Below are 16,904 nucleotides of genomic sequence, written 5' to 3'. Positions count from 1 at the left end.
CATGGCGGCTCGGAAAGACTATGCGAAGCCCCGGAAACAGGGCGCTGGTGCCAGTCGCCCACAACGGGCTAGCGCACCGAAAAAACCGGTCAAAAAACCGTTCCCGTTGGGATTGTTGCTGATCACTCTCATTTTGCTGGGCGTACTGGGTACTGGCCTGTACTTCCTCATGGGAGTCACACCTGAATCCGTTCAGGCACCCACTCCTGCCCCGGTGACAGAAACAAAACCCGCCGCCAAACCAGCACCTGCCAGTAAACCGGCACCCGCTGCTGAAACCAGCAACGACCAGAGCCGGTTTAAATTTTATGACATGCTGCGGGATAATGAAGTCACCCCGCCGGCTGATGCTTATACCTCAACCCCCAAAGATGCCAAGTCTGATGTCAGCTATATGCTGCAAGCAGGCTCTTTCCGGGCCAAATCCGATGCGGAAAAAATGCGTGCTCAGCTAATCCTCATGGGGCTGCCCAACGTTCATACTGACGCTTCCACCAGCCGTGATGGCAGCACCTGGTATCGTGTTCGCACCGGGCCGTACGACAACCGCTCCCAAATGGCTAAAGCCTGGGATAAGCTGGTCAGACAGAACATTCAGCCACTACAAATCCGGCAGTAAGCCTGCGCAGCGTGTCGGCACCCTTGAAATCAGTAAGGTCCGGCACCATCTTTGATCCTATTCGGTCCGCTGCCACGCTTTATTCTTTCTTCTGCACGGACACTAACCACAGGAATTATCATGACCACAATCGTCTCTGTACGCCGTGCCGATCAGGTAGTTGTTGGTGGTGATGGCCAGGTCTCACTGGGCAACACCGTGATGAAAGGCACCGCTCGCAAGGTCAACCTGATGCCCAAATATAATGTGATCACCGGTTTTGCCGGTTCCACGGCTGACGCGATCACCCTGCGAGATCTGTTCGAACAACAACTGGAAAAGCATCAGGGCAACATCGTCAACGCAGTCATTCATCTGGCCCGCGAATGGCGCAGCGACCGGGTTTTACGCCGTCTGGAAGCACTCATGCTGGTTGCCAACAAAGAAAAGACCTACCTGATCTCTGGTAGTGGCGATGTGATTGAGCCTGAAGATGGTGTGATTGCCATCGGCTCCGGTGGTAATTTTGCTCTGGCGGCCGCCCGTGCCCTAGTGATCAACACCGAACTCGATGCACGAGAGATTGTCGAACAAAGCCTGCGTATCGCTGCGGGCATCTGTGTCTTCACCAATGACAACCTGACCATCGAAACCCTTGATGCCGTCAGTACGGCCAGCTAAGGAGTCCCTTACATGTCCAATATGACCCCCAGAGAGATTGTCTCCGAGCTGGATCGCCACATTATCGGCCAAGCAGCAGCCAAACGCGCCGTCGCCATTGCCTTACGCAACCGCTGGCGTCGCATGCAGCTTGATGATGAGCTGCGCACCGAAGTCACCCCCAAAAATATATTAATGATCGGTCCCACCGGGGTAGGTAAAACCGAAATTGCCCGCCGCCTGGCTCGTCTGGCTAACGCCCCCTTTATTAAGGTAGAAGCCACCAAGTTTACCGAAGTGGGTTACGTCGGCCGAGATGTGGAAACCATCGTTCGCGACCTGATTGATATGGCAATAAAAATGCTGCGTGAGCAGGCGATGGATAAGGTTCGCTTTCGCGCGGAAGAAGCCGCTGAAGAGCGTATTCTCGATGCCCTGCTACCACCGGCACGGGGTAACGACTTCGCTAACGATTCCGACAATAAACGAGACAGCGCCACCCGGCAGATATTCCGCAAAAAACTGCGTGAAAAACAGCTGGATGACAAAGAGATCGATATTGATATCGCGGCCCCGCAGATGGGTGTAGAGATCATGGCACCACCGGGCATGGAAGAGATGACCAACCAGCTCCAGAGCATGTTTTCCGGCCTGAGTGGCGGCAAAAAACAACACCGCCGCATGAAGATCAAAGATGCCCTGAAACAGCTAACCGATGAAGAAGCCGCCCACCTGGTCAAAGAGGATGAGCTGAAGCAAAACGCCGTGGAGCTGGTAGAGCAGCACGGTATTGTCTTCCTAGATGAGATCGACAAAGTCTGCAAACGTGGCGACAGCAACGCAGGTGGAGACGTCTCCCGCGAGGGCGTTCAGCGCGACCTGCTACCCTTGATTGAGGGCTGTACCGTCAACACCAAATACGGCATGGTAAAAACTGACCATATTCTGTTTATCGCCTCAGGCGCATTCCATCTGTCCAAACCCTCTGACCTTATTCCTGAGCTGCAGGGCCGCTTACCGATCCGGGTAGAGCTGGATGCCCTGACACCGGATGATTTCCGCCGCATTCTGAAAGAACCGAATGCCTCTCTGACGCAACAGTATCAGGCGCTACTGAAAACCGAAGGGGTAGATATCTCGTTTACCGATGACGGTATCAGCCGTATCGCTGAGCTCGCCTATCAGGTCAATGAAACGGCAGAAAATATTGGTGCACGCCGCCTGCACACCATGATGGAGCGACTGCTGGAAGAACTATCATATGCAGCGGCAGACTGCGCCGGCCAAACCATTAGCGTAGACCGGGCGTTTGTTGATCAGCAGCTGGATGAACTGAGCCATAATGAAGATCTAAGCCACTATATCCTGTGATCACCGGAAACCCTTGCCATGCTAAAAGTGCCTTTGCCCAGCCAGATTAAGCTACATAAAAAATCCCGCACCTTGGAACTGACTTATGCCGACGGCAGTTACGAGTTAACCGCTGAATTTCTGCGGGTTCACTCACCCTCGGCCGAAGTGCGGGGGCATGGCATTGGCAACGGCATACTGCAAACCGGCAAGCAATGGGTCGCCATCAAAGAAGTGCTACCCAGCGGCAATTACGCCCTGAAAATTGTGTTTGATGACGGCCATGACAGTGGCCTCTACACCTGGGAGTATCTGCATGACCTCTGCCACAACCAAGCAGATTACTGGCAGCGTTATCTCAAGCAGCTGGAAGCCGCCGGAGCCAGCAGGGACAATGGTCTGATTGCCCGCAGCTGACAAGCACCAGCGCCCTTACGCAAGATCAGGACAAATCCCTGACAGGCCGTTACAATGACAATCCCAACCCATGCAGGACCGGATCGATGACCGACCATAACCAGAATCAGAACGACACCACCCACTTCGGTTACCAGCAGGTAAATCGTGATGAGAAGGTCAAGCGGGTGGCCGACGTGTTTCATAGTGTGGCGGGGAAATATGATCTGATGAACGACCTGATGTCCGGGGGTGTTCACCGTCTGTGGAAACGGATCACCATTGAGCAAAGCGGTGTGCGCCGTGGCCACAAGGTTCTGGATATTGCTGGCGGCACCGGCGACCTGACGTTGCGGTTTTCGCGCATTGTCGGCCCTGAAGGCAAAGTCGTGCTGGCGGATATCAACGATTCGATGCTGAAAGTTGGCCGCGATAAACTACTGGATAACGGCGTCACCGGAAATGTAGAATTTGTACAGGCCAATGCCGAACGCCTGCCCTTCCCGGACAACACCTTTGATGTCATTACCATCGCCTTTGGCCTGCGCAACGTCACCGACAAAGATGCCGCGCTGCAATCCATGGCCCGGGTACTCAAACCCGGCGGTAAACTGTTGGTGCTGGAGTTTTCCAAAACCGAAAACCCGTTGCTGACCAAGGCCTATGATTTCTACTCCTTCAATATCCTGCCAAAAATCGGTTCCGTGGTGGCGGGAGATGAAGAGAGCTATCGCTATCTGGCAGAATCGATCCGTATGCACCCCGATCAGGAAACCCTGAAAAGCATGATGGAGACCGCCGGTTTAAGCCAATGCCGGTACCAGAACCTCACCGGGGGCATTGTCGCCCTGCATACTGGTATCAAGCCCTGAGGCAGAGATGAGTTCGATGCTTTACACCACCCTGCTGATCGCGGCTGAAGGTTTAACCAACCCCTTGCTGCGAAGAGACCAAGTCACACTAGAGCGACTGGCAGAGATCCAGGGACAGGTAATTGCCTTTGAACTGACCCAACCGGCATTCAGTTTCTATTTGATTCCCACCCAGGATGGTCTTCAGCTGCAAGCCGAATATGCTGATACCGCTGACACCACCTTCAGCGGCAGTGCTGCTGACTTTTTCACCCTGCTGACCAGTCACAACCGCCGTGACGCCTTGTTTGGCAATAGTATTCATATCAGCGGCAACAGTGAGCTGGCACAGCAGTTTCAGACCATCCTTGATGATGCCCGGATCGACTGGGAGGCGCTATTGGGGGATCTGATCGGAGATCTGCCGGCCCACAATCTGAGCCAATTATTGCGCTGGAAAGCAAACCACCTGCGGCACAGTAGCCAGAGCCTGCTACTGAACCTGCAGGAGTACCTGCAAGAAGAGGCAAAACTGTTACCCACTCAGGTCGAAGCGAAAATATTGGCTGACGATATTGACGCCCTGCAGGAGCGGGTAGAGCGCCTGAGCGCCAGAGTTGCCAACGTATTAGCCCGCTGATCAAGCACTTTTCCCTGCATCTGCATGGGAAAGGCCCCCATATAAACCTACCGCAGCACGCACTAATCAATGCCGTTTATCAGGACAAAAAAAGCGGCCAAACATATCAATGCATATGGCGACGGCTAAGCAGCTCATTGAGCTGGTAAAGCAAGCCTGACCGCAACCGATGCAGTTCCGGCAGCCGAAGCTTGGCTTCATTGATCATGCCCTGATCTCGCAAGTCCAATAGTTCCTGCACCAGCGAGTGCACCTTATGATGCTGCTGGCACAACTCAGGATAGATCGGCAGATCGGAGTAGTACTCGCGACCATAATTATCCAGCCAGCCACCAAAGCGACAAGCCGCTTGATCCAGCGGCGGAGGCTCAACCTGATCATTCACCAAACACGCTTCAACTTGGTCCACCCAAGCTCGATGGTCCACCATGGCAAAAAGTGTTGGCAGCTCTTCTCGGGTGATCTGTCGTTGGTTCGCCCAGGATGGTTCTGGCTGCCAGTTATGCAGCCACTTCAACATATTTTCAGGGGGCATGGGACGGGCAATACCGTAACCCTGAGCCAGTTCACAACCAAGCTGCAACAGCATATTGCCGTGTTCGACCGTTTCCAGCCCTTCAGCAATCGCTTCGCGCTGAAACGCAGTAGTCAGGCCGAGCACCCCTTCAACTATCGCCAGATCATGGCTGTCATTCAGCATGTCCCGGACAAAATCGCGGTCTATCTTAAGGTGCTTAACGGGTAGATTTTTCAACATCACCAATGAAGAGTATCCGGTGCCAAAGTCATCCAATGCAAAAGTCATCCCCAGCTCAGCACAGGCCCGGATAACCCGAGCAACCTGATGCAGATCTCTCAGCTCACTGGTCTCCAGCAACTCCAGTTCGAGCATATCCGCCGGGACATCAGGGAACTCAGCCAGGATCAGCTTAAGCCGCTCAAGAAACTCTGGCTGCTGCAGGTGATAAGCATCCAGATTGACACTCAGAGGCAGCTCCATTTCGGTACCCTGCCAGATTCGCAGCTGGCTCAGTGCCTGACGGATAACCCACTCACCTAACTCAACCTGCAATGGCTGGTCTTCCAAAGCGGGTAGAAAACTAGCCGGCATCCGCAATCCGTCTTCAGGGTGCAACCAACGAATCAAACCTTCAGCACCCACGACTTTGCCGGTGCGCAGATTAACCTTGGGTTGATAAAACAGTCGCATTTCGCCGTTTTGCAAAGCCAAATGAATCTGCTTGAGCATCTGATGCTGCCCCCGCAGACTCTGCTCCAGGCTGGGGTCAAACAAATGGAAACGATTTTTACCGGCGATTTTTGCCTGGTACATGGCCTGATCCGCCTGACGCAGCAGCTGGTCAGCATCGACCCTGTCGGCCTGCGGGTAGAAGGTAACGCCGATGCTGGCGGACACTTGTAACTCAATACCATCCACATATACCGGATCACTGACCACCTGCAACAAGCGCTGCAGGAAAATGTCACAGGTTTCCGGATGCAACACGGCAAGAATCGCGACAAATTCATCACCACCCAGGCGGCCAATCGTATCCGACTGACGCAACACTTCCTGCATGCGGCCAGAGACAATGGATAACAAGCTGTCACCAATGGCATGACCATGCTGGTCATTGACCTGTTTGAAACCATCCAGATCAAGATACAGCACCGCCAAAGGGCTTTCGTAACGGGTCGCCTGCAGCATTGCCTGATGCAGACGATCCGCCAGCAACACCCGGTTCGGCAATCCGGTTAGCGGATCATAATGGGCGATATGTTCCAGCTCTTTCTGATGCCGCTTCTGTACACTGATATCGGTAAACAGCGCCATATAATGCGTCAGTTTGCCATCAACCCCTTCTACTGAGCTGATCGTCATTAACTGCGGTACCACCGAACCGTCTTTAATACGGTTCCAGATCTCACCGGTCCAATAGCCCTGCTTTTCGATACGCTGCCACATCAGCTGGAAAAAACTCGGCTCGTGCACCCCGGATTGCAGAAAACGTGGATTCTTGCCCACTACTTCATCCCGGCTATAGCCAGTCAATTCAGTAAAGGCATTATTGACCTCGAAAATAACCCCTTCCGGCGAAGTAAAGAAGATCCCCTCTCTGGCATGTTCGAACACACTCGCCGCCATCTGCAGGCCCTGTTCGGCCTGCTGACGTTGCAGCATCTCTTGCTGCAAACTATGGTGACTCAATTCCAGCGCTTCCCGTTCAAAACGGATATCTGATGCCATCTGATTAAAACAGCGCGTCAATTCAGTGAGCTCATCATCTGCTTGTAACGGCAGTGCCAGGCGATAATCACCCCGGGCAATTTTTTTCACCCCCGTACTGAGCTGATTCACCTGACGCAGCACAAAGTGATAAAACACAACATAAATCACTAATGCCAGAAACAAAATAATGCCCGCATAAATCATCAGATGCTGTTGCAGAGCCTTACGCGCTAAACGCGAAGTGAGGGAGTAATCTACCGCCACATAAAGGGTACCCAGAAAATCCTCATCCACCTTGATAGGAAAATCCAGCAACTGTAAATTGGGTAACTGCCGTTCACCCGCTATAAGTGCTAAAGCCTGATCACGACTGACGCTGCCCGGCAGCGCGGTTGTCATCTGTTTGCCGTTAGGGGCCAAAATCAGGGCAAATCGTACTTCAGGATCCCTGCTGATCTGCGTGACGAAATGATCCAACCCGGTGATATCAAAGCTATACACCGCTTCGGGGCTGATCATCGCCACCAGGTGACCCATGGACTTGGCTCTGGCCTCAAGGCTGAGCTTCATGAATTTTTGTTCTTCAGATGTCAGGTAATAGGCGGTCATGCCCAACGTCATGGTGAGCAGTAATGAGATGGCTGTAACAAATTTCAGCCGTAAGCCGCCAATGCCAAACATCACTCTGAAATATCTACTCCATCAGCCTTATGAACGCTTTCGATAATGTTGCGGTGCACGTCATAATCGGCATCCACTGCCGGATTGAACGCGGTCAGGCGGGCAGCTTTCAGAACCTGCTGGCCTTCAGGCTCCAGCTTCATCTCCAACAATACCTGTCGCAAAATCTGTTTCTCTGCAGCAGCCATTTCGCCTTTCACTGCCCAAACCAGGTGGGGCAGTGGCTTACTGACCGCTAACACTCTCAATTCTGAAGTATCAATCTTATTGGTTACCACTGGCATACGTACAATTAATTCACCAGCACCCCCCGCGTCCCCCTGACCCAGATAGGTCGCCAGAACTGCGTCTGGGGGCGAGGCGGCAAAAACCTCTTCATAATCACCTTGCTGCAACCCGGCCTGTCGCAACATAAAGGTTGGCACAACATAACTGATCATGGCCCGCGTGCCGCCGCCAAAGATGATTTTCTTGCCTTTCAGTTGCTGCAGGTCAACATACGGGGAATCGTTTCGCACAAGAATTGCGCCACGCAAAGTCGCCTCACCGCGCTCCTCATTTTGTGCCACGACCTCATAGGCCAACTGTTTATGCGCCTCAACATAATGGTATTGATTCATATGCACGAGGTCGTAGCGATGCGCTAACAGGTGCTGTTGAAATGTATCGAAGTCGGATGAGGTTTCCAGCACCACCTCTCTACCCAGCTTCTGGCTAAGATAGTGTTGCATGGGCCGAAAGAGTTGTACCGTGATGGCAGAATCCCGTCGGGGGAAGACCCCCATAACCAAGGGTTGCAAACCCTCTTCAGCTGTTACCGGGGGCGGCATTAACAATATAAGGAGACATAGACAGGTCAACAAGCGGTCAATCTGGAGCGACAATACAAATTCTCCTCTACAGGCAACAACCTGCAACTGATCACTAACATGCCAAGCAGTATAAGTCAGCGGCCTGACTTTCGATACCAACTGCCCATGCTACACCGCATATGTGCCACCCCGGTCAAAATAGTACCATCACCCGCCGCTCAGGTAACGGCAGGTAACAATATCGGGAATGACATAATGGTTTGCCATTTCTGACAATTAGAAAGGCTTTACCACGACCAGAATCAGAATCGGCACAAAAATCAGCAGCGGCAGCTCATTGAATAAGCGAAAATAACGACCACTTTTATCCAACCTACCGGCGCGCATCTGCTTCAGGTAACGCAGGCACCAGTGGTGATATCCCATCAGCAACACCACCATCAGCAGTTTGGCATGCAACCAGCCACCACCAAAACCCCAACCAAACCACAGCCAGAAGCCAAGACCCAGGGTAAACACCGCCATCAGACTCATAAAGCTGTAGAGCTTACCGGCCATAATGATCAAGCGGGTCACATCCTGACCGGCAGCACGTCCTTCAGCGTAATGCACAAAGATACGTGGCAGATAGAAAATTCCGGCCATCCAGCTGGTCATGGCCAGAATATGAAAGGTTTTAACCCATAACATGCAAATGCTCCCTCAAACGCAACAGACCCTTAGGGTGCCAGTCGCTGATAGAGTTCCCCACTGCGGGCCAACCCCACAGCCGCCGCTATTGTACCGTTCTCATGCCAGCGGTTAAGGAGTTTTTCCACCACTAGCGCCACCTCGGGCTCAGACATACCCGGCTGCAACTCCGGTTGATATAACAATTGCAGCAGCAACACATCCAGCGGAGACAGCAATTGCTCCGGGCTGTGGTCATTAAAAATAGACGGATAGGCCAGCTCGCTGTCATTGGGTAACCCCATAATCTGCGTGAGCTCCTCCACAATACAGGCCACCAAGCGGCCATGCATCCGCGCCTGATCTACCGGAATAATGATCCGGGCACGCAGAATCTCTCCAGCATTGGTATCCACGCCTGCCAGACAGACTGCACCATGCAATACTTTGTTAATGCGAGGACCAAACAACGCACGCGCTTCGGCGGCCCAGTTTTCCTGCCGGGTAAACACCAGCTGCACATTCGCATCTACCGCGCGCGCAACCCTGCGCACAGGATGCCCGGTAATTTGCGCCAGGTGCTGCAAATGCTCATCTACCAGCGATTGGTGCAGTGCCTGATCCGGCACCCGGTGATCCAGCCATACCCGCATATCCTGACGCCAACGTCGCAGCGGCGCTGCCCCCGGCCGGTATTCACTGCGCAGAGCAACCGCGATAAACGCGTGCTGAATAAACACCGGCTGTTGCCAGTGGGGTGCGTCATCCGCCACCAGCAGAGATGACCACAACCCGAACATCAAGCCAAGCAGCGAGCGCATCAGCAAGCCGAGGTTTCAATGCGCAGAAAACGGTCCAGCTCAACCCTCAGGGTATCGCCCGTCTGCACCGGCCCAACCCCTGCTGGGGTTCCGGTCAGCACCACATCCCCCGGCTCCAGGGTAAAAAATTGACTAATATAACTGAGTAATGGCAGCACTTTATTCAGCATCATGCTGGTATTTCCATCCTGCCTCAGTTCACCATTCACAGTCAGACGCAACTGCAGCTGCTGCAGATCACCCACCTGCTCCGGTGGCAGGAAGACTGACAGCGGACAGGCACCATCAAACGCCTTGGCCTTTTCCCAGGGCTGCCCCTGGGATTTAAGTTTCGACTGCATATCCCGCAACGTCAGATCCAGCGCCAGCCCCACTCCCGCAATCGCTTTGGCGGCATCAGCTTCGCTTGCCTGGCGTAACTGCTGACCAATGAGTAACGCCATTTCAGTCTCAAAATGAACCTCACCCAGGCCCCGGGGTAAAACAAAGGGTTCCGCCATCGCCACCACACTAGTCGCCGGCTTAATAAATAACAGCGGTTCCGCCGGAATGGGGTTATTCAGCTCTTTCGCGTGATCGGCATAGTTGCGGCCGATACACACAACTTTGCCCAGCGGTAACTCCGCCGGGCGATCATCGGCAACACAGTGCTGATAGGTCATAATGTCTCCTGATCGAGTACACGGCCACACTCAGACAGCGGGCCGTTGAATAAATACTCCCTGCATTCTAGCCGGAACGACACACCCCTTGAAATACAACGTGACTGCTGCGATCAGGGTTGCGGCCAATACCAGCAGTGAGCCGACGACCACTCCCTGCCACTGCTGCCAGTGCCAGAATGGATCGAGGTAAAAACCACCGCTACTGGCACCCAGATAGTAGAACACCAGGTAAAGTGACGAGGCACTGGCCCGGGAATGAGTCGCGGTATGACTGACCCAGCTACTGGCACTGGAATGCGCCACAAAGAAACCAAAAGCATTCACAAAGAAACCCGCCACCACCCACCAAGCAGAAGGCAGCAGAGTAATCAGGGTGCCTGACATCAGGAACAAGATACCTATGGCGATCACCAGCGGCTGTGACAGCCAACGTGCAAATTTCCCGGACATGGCAGATCCAAGAGTGCCACTCAGATAGGTCAGAAACATCAGTCCCAGCAGGCTGGCAGGCAAATTGTAGGGCTCGGCCGCCAGCATAAAGGTGGCATAGCTGTATTGGTTAAGGAAAATAAAGAAATTAAAACCGCCGACCAGATACGCCAATAGCAACAGCGGGTTAGCCAGATGGTCTCCCAGATCCACCAACATCCGTCGCGGCTGCAAAGGCTTAGCCTGGAAGTGCCGGGGCGCTGGCAACAGCCAGACAAACAGCGTCACACATACCAGACTGATCAGGCTCATCACTAAAAACACCTCCTGCCAGCCCAGCCAGTCCCCGACGAAACCAGAAATCAGCCGCCCGCCAATACCACCCAGCGTATTACCGCTGATATACAATCCCACCGCCATAGCCAACGCCGGACGCTTAAATTCATCCCCCATATACGCAATGGCAATCGCCGGCAGTCCGCCCATGCACAGACCCTGAATACCACGCAACAACAGTAACTGCTGATAGCTGGTCACCATCGACAGGCCATAGGTGGTCAATACTACCCCACACAGGCTGAACAGCATCAATCGCGGCCGGCCCAACACATCGGACAGCGGCCCATAAAACAGCAGTGACAGGCCCAGTGTCAGAGTGGTGATGGTAAAACTCCAGCTAGTCTGCAAGGGCGTCAATTGAAACGCATCCGACAGCAACGGCAACAGCGGCTGCGTGACATATACATTGGCAAAAACCATAAACGAACCAATACACAGCGCCAATGTAGCGCGCCAAAATGCGGTGGAACCTGCTTCAATCATTGCCGTATCTCCAAATAACTGGAGCAAGCGTAGCAACAGACAGATAATCATTAAAATATATAGTTATTATGAATTTGATAACTTATTCTTATGATATGGACCTTAAACACCTGCGTTATTTCAAAACCGTTGCCGACCTGCGCAGCTTCACCCGCGCAGCAGAGCAGCTGCATATCGCACAGCCCGCCATCAGCATGGCGATTCGCAAACTGGAGCACGAGCTGGATCTGCAGTTACTGCACCGTAAAGACCGCCAGGTGGGACTGACCGACGAAGGGGAGAGACTCTATGCCCATGCCAGCCGGATGCTGCAGGCGGCAGATGATGCAGCACTGGAGATGCAGGAACTCAAAGGACTGCTGCGGGGCGAGGTTCGGGTCGGTATCCCGGGGATGCTGGGTTCATACTATTTCCCTCCGCTATTAATGGCTTTTCGCCACCGTTACCCGCAACTTAACCTGTCAGTGATCGATGGCGGCACTGGCAAGCTGCAGCAACTGCTGGAAAACGGCGAGCTGGACTTGGCGGTCATTGTCGAAGATACAGTGCCGGAAAGCCTGCAGGCGGAAGTTTTTCTGCGCGAACAGATGATGGCAATCTGTCCCAAAGATCACCCCTTCGCACAACTATCCAGTGTTCCCATGGAAGATTTTTTTGCCGAAGAGCTGGTGATGTTCCAGGCCGGGTATTTTCACCGCAAGATAGTCGACCGTATTGCCGAAGCACATCAAGTTGAGGTCAACATCAGCTTTGAAACCAACCTACTGCCCCTGATCAAGTCGATCGTACGCCAGGGGTTTGGTGTGTCTACCCTGCTGCAAATGGTCATTGCCGATGAACCTGAACTGGTCGCCCGCCCCTTTGCCGAACCTGTCTGGCTTGACCTGTCTATTGCCTGGCGGCGCGATGGCTATCTGTCCCGGGCCAACCGGGCATTTCTGGAGTTTATGCTAGAACAAAGCCGTGAGTATCGTAATGACGGATGAAGCACGCCTCTGCCTTTAGACAATTGGCATATTTCCCACTATCATGCGCCGTCAAATTACGGAGACGACTCATGCTTAATGTAAACGAATACTTCGACGGCACAGTAAAATCCATCGGTTTCGAAAACCGTGATGGCCGTGTCACCGCAGGCGTAATGGCGGCGGGTAACTACGAATTTGGCACCAGCGAAAACGAACTAATGAAAGTCGCCAGCGGTGAGCTGCTGGTTAAGTTGCCGGGCAGTGAAACCTTTGAGTCTTTCCCCTCCGGCAGCGAGTTCAAAATCGCGGCTAACCAGACTTTCCAGCTCCAGGTGAAAGAACCAACCGCATATATCTGCATCTACGGCTGATCAGGTAAGTCCGGTTTCGCAGCAGTGTTGCATGCGCGTAACTCTGCTGCGAAATGATTCAACTCAGGTTGAATATTTTTCGCCCAGATTGCCAAGCGCATTGATCAATTTCATCAAGCCCTGTGCTAATATAGCGCCCTTTCATTTTTGCCAGTCAATCACCGGTGCCCACTGTTCCCGCAACGCGGCCCAAACGAAGAGTTACCAACATGAGCAAAGCCACTTCTCTGGACAAGAGCAAAATCAAAATTCTGTTGCTGGAAGGTGTACACCAATCTGCAGTAGATACCTTCAATGCGCATGGTTACGACAATATCGAATACCTAACCGGCTCACTGCCTGAAGCGGAGCTGCTCGAGCGCGTTAAGGATGTACACTTTATCGGCATCCGTTCGCGTACCCAGCTGACACCCGCAATATTCGAGGCGGCAGACAAGCTGGTCGCAGTCGGCTGTTTCTGTATCGGCACCAACCAGGTTAATCTGGAAGCGGCTACCATCAGAGGTGTCGCGGTATTCAACGCGCCGTACTCCAACACCCGCTCCGTTGCCGAATTAGTGATTGCTGAAGCCATTCTGCTTTTGCGCGGCGTCGCCGAGAAAAATGCCAAGGCGCACCGTGGCGTATGGCAAAAAAGTGCTAAAAACTCCTTCGAAATCCGTGGCAAAAAACTGGGGATTGTCGGTTACGGCAGCATTGGTTCCCAGCTGAGTGTTATCGCCGAGTCCATGGGCATGCAGGTTTACTTCTACGATGTCGTCACCAAACTGCCATTGGGCAATGCCACACAGGTAGGTTCACTAAAAGAACTCCTGCGTAAAACTGACATTGTGTCCCTGCACGTACCGGAAACCGCAGCCACCAAAAACATGATGGGTGCAGAAGAGTTTGCCGAAATGAAACAGGGCGGTATCTTCCTGAATGCAGCGCGTGGCACAGTCGTTGACATCGATGCGCTGTGCGCAGCATTAGCGAGCGGCCATATTCATGGCGCAGCCATCGACGTATTCCCGGTAGAACCTCGTACTAACAATGACGAATTTATCTCGCCACTGCGTGAATTCGATAATGTCATCCTGACCCCACACGTGGGCGGCTCCACCATGGAAGCCCAGGAAAATATCGGTTATGAGGTATCCGAGAAGCTGATCAAGTACAGCGACAACGGTTCTTCTATCACCTCGGTTAACTTCCCTGAGGTGGCGCTACCGGAACACCCAGACGTTCACCGCTTGCTGCACGTTCACGAGAATATCCCGGGGGTGATGGCTGCCATCAACAACGTATTCTCCGAAAACAGCATCAACATCAGCAGTCAGTACCTGCAGACCAACGAAAAAGTGGGTTACGTGGTCCTGGACGTGGATGCCAATTACTCCGATGTCGCCCTGGAAAACCTGAAACATATCAAGGGCACCATCCGCTGCCGTCGTCTGTTCTGAACAGAAAAGACAGCAACACCAGAGAACGGGTCTTTATGACCCGTTTTTTATGCTCGGAAAAAATCCCCGACCTGGCCACAAGATTGAAAAGCCAGGCGATCTGGGTCAAGCTCAGGATTCCACTCTGAATCCAGTTGTTATGCCTGACTCCAACCCTAAGCCACTGTTTGACAACCTCTATAACCTGGTGACTGGGGATGAAGATGCCCGGGTTTGCAAGGATATTCCTGAAGCGGCTTGTAACGATCAGCCAGGTAACTTTTTTGCCTACCTGCTAGCCAATCTGCTAGGCAAAATCGCCGACGAGCTGGCCAGCGCCAAACTGATTATTCCCTGGCTGTTCGGGGCGCTGGGGGTTCCTGCCATCTTCACTGGATTTCTGGTGCCCATCAGGGAAAGCGGAGTGCTAATCCCACAACTGATGGTAGCGGCAGTTGTCCGCAAGCTGGCTATCCGTAAATGGGTCTGGATAGCCGGATCAGTATTATCGGCCTTCAGCCTGTTCGGTATGGCCTGGGCAGCACTGCAATTTGACGGGGCGGCTGCCGGCAGTGTCATCCTGTTAATGCTGGTGATCTTCAGTCTGTCACGCGGTATCTGCTCTGTCTCAGCCAAAGATGTACTGGGTAAAACCGTTTCCAAAAGCCGTCGCGGCATCCTGTCCGGCTGGAGCGCGTCACTGTCTGGTATTACGGTGCTGCTAATAGGCCTTTGGCTGAGTACGGTTGGTATGAATACGTCCGAGCTCAGTATTTTTGCCAGCCTGCTGATGGTCGGCGGGGTGCTCTGGCTAATCGCCTCGCTATTTTTTGCTCAGATACAGGAGCAACCCGGCGCGACCGAAGGTGGTGGCAACGCGCTGACAGTAGCACTGCAGCAGATCAAACTGCTGCAAACTGACCCACCGTTCCGCCGTTTTGTCATCGCGCGCAGCTTACTATTGTCAGTCGCACTGGCAATGCCGTTTTATGTACTGATTGCCCAGGCAGGCGCTGGTAGCGACTTCCTTGGCCTGGGCATTTTAATCATCGCGAACGGACTGGCAGCAGGGCTATCTTCCCCTGTTTGGGGTTACATGAGCGACCGTTCCAGCCGTCAGGTAATGGTCATTGCCGCCTCAGGCGCTGGCTTTCTGGGGCTGTTCACTGCCGCCGCCGTACTGGCGGAGTGGTCATGGGTGATCAACGAATATGGCCTGGCTCTGATCTTTCTGCTGCTGAATATCCTGCACGGCGGTGCCCGTCTGGGGCGAAAAACCTACCTGGTAGATATGGCCAGCGGTGATAACCGCGCCGCTTATGTGGCTGTCTCCAATACCGCTATCGGTTTACTGATGCTGGTTGGCGGTCTGATTGGTCTAATCGGTGACTGGCTGGGCCCAGCATACATAGTACTCAGCCTGGGTCTGAGCTCGCTGCTAGCTGCATTTTATATTCACGGCCTGCCAGAAGTGGCGGATGACAGCTAGTTCAGCAGAGGCACACAAGGGCACACTATGCATTTCGTCTCAAGCGCCGTTCTGCTGCTAATACTGTGCCGGACATATTGGCTGTGGCGGCAGCTCAAGTACAGACGCGGGAGGCTGTGGTAACAATGAAAACCGCGCGGTGCCAACATTACGCTATACCCTAAACCAGACAACATCTACGGTTGAACTAAATCAGAACAAACACAGTCCACTCTGGGAACCTGCCCAGCAAGCAAGGGTAATTTCTCAATAAAAACAACACGAGTGGAGCAACTCTTATGATCAAAGTCAGTGTGTTTTATGCCAATGAGCCCGGCAAAAAATTCGACATGGATTACTACTGCAACACCCACATGCCGCTGGTACAGAATCGCCTTGGCACACCCCTGAAAAGCAGCGCCGTAGAAGCCGGCCTTGGTGGCGGCGAGCCCGACGCTCCGGCACCCTTTGTCGCTATGGGCCACCTGTATTTTGATAGCGTAGAAGACTTTCAGAACAGCTTCGGACCACATGCCGAAGAGATCATGGGGGATATTCCCAACTACACCGATATTGCACCAACCATTCAGGTGAGCGAAGTCAAACTTTAAGCCATCATCCTATCAGAGCGGCCCTGCCGCTCTTTTCTCTGATTCTGACGATCAACCCATCAGTTAGCGTTCAGCATAGATAATCTGTTTACGCATGGGAGCCAGTCTGGCCAGCAGTCTGTTTTGTACCCGGTGGGCAATACCCGTCTTGTTCATGGCACTGATCAACACGTCGACGGTGTGATTAAACACCGACTCTGTCACCCCCATGTTGACATGAATATCAAACATGCTGTCGCCTGTGTAGTGGCAAGGGCCATCAGCGACTTCACACATATGCTCGATGAATTTACTGCGAAAGCGGTCCACATCACTCTCGGCAAAATAAGGGAAGAGCGTATCGTCATAAGCGATCTCTGCAATAAAGTTATCCACCAATGATGCAACGCCCTGCTCCCCGCCCAACTGTTGATACAAGGTCGACTGAGGAGCCACAGCGGT

General features: G+C 53.2%; 18 protein-coding genes. 11 read left to right on the top strand and 7 right to left on the bottom strand.

The window, feature by feature from the left end; all coding sequences use genetic code 11:
* Window position 1 precedes the first annotated feature (1 nt).
* From ACFVYJ_RS04790 to ACFVYJ_RS04765, 6 genes are all read left to right on the top strand, one after another.
* Window positions 2-619 (top strand): SPOR domain-containing protein, encoded by a 618-nt coding sequence (locus ACFVYJ_RS04790; RefSeq protein WP_419413903.1) that lies wholly within the window; start codon window positions 2-4, stop codon window positions 617-619.
* Between the two features lie 120 nt (window positions 620-739).
* Window positions 740-1,279, top strand: a complete 540-nt coding sequence (gene hslV / locus ACFVYJ_RS04785; protein ID WP_419413902.1) for an ATP-dependent protease subunit HslV — start codon at window positions 740-742, stop codon at window positions 1,277-1,279.
* Between the two features lie 12 nt (window positions 1,280-1,291).
* The gene (gene hslU, locus ACFVYJ_RS04780; RefSeq protein WP_463254982.1) at window positions 1,292-2,629 is read left to right on the top strand and encodes an ATP-dependent protease ATPase subunit HslU; all 1,338 of its coding nucleotides are present in this window, start codon (window positions 1,292-1,294) and stop codon (window positions 2,627-2,629) included.
* 18 nt (window positions 2,630-2,647) lie between these two features.
* Window positions 2,648-3,025: a gamma-butyrobetaine hydroxylase family protein gene (locus ACFVYJ_RS04775; protein ID WP_419413901.1), complete on the top strand. Its 378-nt coding sequence runs from the start codon at window positions 2,648-2,650 to the stop codon at window positions 3,023-3,025.
* An 86-nt stretch (window positions 3,026-3,111) separates the two neighbouring features.
* A complete protein-coding gene (ubiE, locus tag ACFVYJ_RS04770; RefSeq protein ID WP_419413900.1) occupies window positions 3,112-3,876 on the top strand; it encodes a bifunctional demethylmenaquinone methyltransferase/2-methoxy-6-polyprenyl-1,4-benzoquinol methylase UbiE in 765 nt (254 codons plus the stop codon).
* A gap of 7 nt (window positions 3,877-3,883) precedes the next feature.
* Window positions 3,884-4,495: a ubiquinone biosynthesis accessory factor UbiJ gene (locus ACFVYJ_RS04765; protein ID WP_419413899.1), complete on the top strand. Its 612-nt coding sequence runs from the start codon at window positions 3,884-3,886 to the stop codon at window positions 4,493-4,495.
* A 106-nt stretch (window positions 4,496-4,601) separates the two neighbouring features.
* Here ACFVYJ_RS04765 and ACFVYJ_RS04760 read toward each other — a convergent pair whose 3' ends face one another.
* The 6 genes from ACFVYJ_RS04760 to ACFVYJ_RS04735 all read right to left on the bottom strand — a co-directional run bounded on the left by ACFVYJ_RS04760 (window position 4,602) and on the right by ACFVYJ_RS04735 (window position 11,624).
* Window positions 4,602-7,406 (bottom strand): EAL domain-containing protein, encoded by a 2,805-nt coding sequence (locus tag ACFVYJ_RS04760; protein ID WP_419414113.1) that lies wholly within the window; start codon window positions 7,404-7,406, stop codon window positions 4,602-4,604.
* Window positions 7,406-8,236, bottom strand: coding sequence for a phosphate/phosphite/phosphonate ABC transporter substrate-binding protein (locus ACFVYJ_RS04755; protein WP_419413898.1), 831 nt, complete (start codon window positions 8,234-8,236; stop codon window positions 7,406-7,408). The genes ACFVYJ_RS04760 and ACFVYJ_RS04755 overlap by 1 nt, the downstream gene beginning before the upstream one ends.
* Window positions 8,237-8,494: 258 nt before the next feature.
* On the bottom strand, window positions 8,495-8,908 hold the full coding sequence (locus ACFVYJ_RS04750) for a CopD family protein (protein ID WP_419413897.1): 414 nt from the start codon (window positions 8,906-8,908) through the stop codon (window positions 8,495-8,497).
* A 29-nt stretch (window positions 8,909-8,937) separates the two neighbouring features.
* Window positions 8,938-9,708 (bottom strand): DUF2927 domain-containing protein, encoded by a 771-nt coding sequence (locus ACFVYJ_RS04745; protein WP_419413896.1) that lies wholly within the window; start codon window positions 9,706-9,708, stop codon window positions 8,938-8,940.
* Window positions 9,708-10,370: a fumarylacetoacetate hydrolase family protein gene (locus ACFVYJ_RS04740; RefSeq protein WP_419413895.1), complete on the bottom strand. Its 663-nt coding sequence runs from the start codon at window positions 10,368-10,370 to the stop codon at window positions 9,708-9,710. The genes ACFVYJ_RS04745 and ACFVYJ_RS04740 overlap by 1 nt, the downstream gene beginning before the upstream one ends.
* A gap of 30 nt (window positions 10,371-10,400) precedes the next feature.
* Window positions 10,401-11,624: an MFS transporter gene (locus ACFVYJ_RS04735; RefSeq protein WP_419413894.1), complete on the bottom strand. Its 1,224-nt coding sequence runs from the start codon at window positions 11,622-11,624 to the stop codon at window positions 10,401-10,403.
* A 68-nt stretch (window positions 11,625-11,692) separates the two neighbouring features.
* Between ACFVYJ_RS04735 and ACFVYJ_RS04730 the strand changes: the two genes are divergently transcribed.
* The 5 genes from ACFVYJ_RS04730 (at window position 11,693) to ACFVYJ_RS04710 (ending at window position 16,463) form a co-directional block, all read left to right on the top strand.
* The gene (locus ACFVYJ_RS04730; RefSeq protein ID WP_419413893.1) at window positions 11,693-12,610 is read left to right on the top strand and encodes a LysR family transcriptional regulator; all 918 of its coding nucleotides are present in this window, start codon (window positions 11,693-11,695) and stop codon (window positions 12,608-12,610) included.
* A 71-nt stretch (window positions 12,611-12,681) separates the two neighbouring features.
* Window positions 12,682-12,963, top strand: coding sequence for a pyrimidine/purine nucleoside phosphorylase (gene ppnP, locus ACFVYJ_RS04725; protein WP_419413892.1), 282 nt, complete (start codon window positions 12,682-12,684; stop codon window positions 12,961-12,963).
* 209 nt (window positions 12,964-13,172) lie between these two features.
* Window positions 13,173-14,405 carry a phosphoglycerate dehydrogenase gene (gene serA / locus ACFVYJ_RS04720; RefSeq protein WP_419413891.1) on the top strand — a complete coding sequence of 411 codons (1,233 nt, stop codon included), beginning with the start codon at window positions 13,173-13,175 and terminating at the stop codon, window positions 14,403-14,405.
* A 49-nt stretch (window positions 14,406-14,454) separates the two neighbouring features.
* Window positions 14,455-15,873 carry an MFS transporter gene (locus tag ACFVYJ_RS04715; protein ID WP_419413890.1) on the top strand — a complete coding sequence of 473 codons (1,419 nt, stop codon included), beginning with the start codon at window positions 14,455-14,457 and terminating at the stop codon, window positions 15,871-15,873.
* Between the two features lie 278 nt (window positions 15,874-16,151).
* Window positions 16,152-16,463 (top strand): EthD family reductase, encoded by a 312-nt coding sequence (locus ACFVYJ_RS04710; protein ID WP_419413889.1) that lies wholly within the window; start codon window positions 16,152-16,154, stop codon window positions 16,461-16,463.
* Window positions 16,464-16,526: 63 nt separating this feature from the next.
* Here the strand turns inward: ACFVYJ_RS04710 and ACFVYJ_RS04705 are convergent, their stop codons facing one another.
* Window positions 16,527-16,898 carry a group I truncated hemoglobin gene (locus ACFVYJ_RS04705; protein WP_419413888.1) on the bottom strand — a complete coding sequence of 124 codons (372 nt, stop codon included), beginning with the start codon at window positions 16,896-16,898 and terminating at the stop codon, window positions 16,527-16,529.
* Window positions 16,899-16,904 lie beyond the last annotated feature (6 nt).

This window comes from Pontibacter sp. JAM-7 (genome assembly GCF_048548695.2).
GTDB lineage: Bacteria > Pseudomonadota > Gammaproteobacteria > Pseudomonadales > Balneatricaceae > Neptuniibacter.
The sequence above is the reverse complement of the archived record's forward strand: the minus strand, read 5'-3'. Positions and strand labels throughout refer to the sequence as shown.